Here is a 641-nt window from a genome sequence, read left to right as displayed (position 1 = left end):
AGCCTTGCTTACAGATTTTTCGAGCTTGCTGAACTCGTCGTTCAGCATTGTCTCTGTAGATTCGGCTCTCTCTTTCAGCTTTTTCTCGAACTCCGCGCCCGTCTGTAAAAGATTGCTCATAAAATGCTCCTTTCAGCCTGATATTCTTCCCGCCGTTCGGGTCTGCAATGCTGATACTACTTCGCGTCACCCTGACCACTTCAAGCCCTGCCTCTGTGAGCGCCTGAATCACATCCTGACGGCCTTTTATCTCCCCGACATGATAAAGAGCGTCTATCCCGCGTGTGACGCTCTCTGCAAGCACCTGTTTCGTTTCCGGCAGGTTATCAGGGAGAGTCAGTATCCGGCTGTTCTCCGGGGCGTTGGGGTCATGCAGCCCGTAATGGTGATTAACCAGCGTCTGCCAGGCATCAATTCTCGGCCTGTCTGCCCGGTCGTAGTACGGCTGGAGGCGTTTTCCGCTCTGTAGCTCCATGTTCGGAATGACAAAATTCAGCTCAAGCCGTCCCTTGTCCTGGTGCTCCACCCACAGGATGCTGTACTGATTCTTTTCGAGACCGGGCATCAGTACACGCTCAAAGCTCGCCATCACCTTTTCACGTCCTCCCGGCGGCAGCTCCTTCTCCGCGAACGACAGAACA

General features: G+C 54.0%; 1 protein-coding gene and 1 pseudogene. Both read right to left on the bottom strand.

The window, feature by feature from the left end; translation table 11 throughout:
• The coding region (locus I6F35_RS39620; protein WP_001704366.1) for a mbeB-like conserved region family protein at positions 1-120 on the bottom strand (120 nt) is incomplete at its 3' end.
• Positions 121-157: 37 nt separating this feature from the next.
• Positions 158-589: pseudogene (locus I6F35_RS39615) on the bottom strand (relaxase/mobilization nuclease domain-containing protein); the annotation flags it as partial.
• Positions 590-641: the final 52 nt, after the last annotated feature.

Source organism: Bradyrhizobium sp. BRP22 (assembly GCF_020194175.1).
Taxonomy (GTDB): Bacteria; Pseudomonadota; Alphaproteobacteria; order Rhizobiales; family Xanthobacteraceae; genus Bradyrhizobium.
Note: the sequence above shows the minus strand (reverse complement) of the source record. Positions and strands in the feature narration are given on the sequence as shown.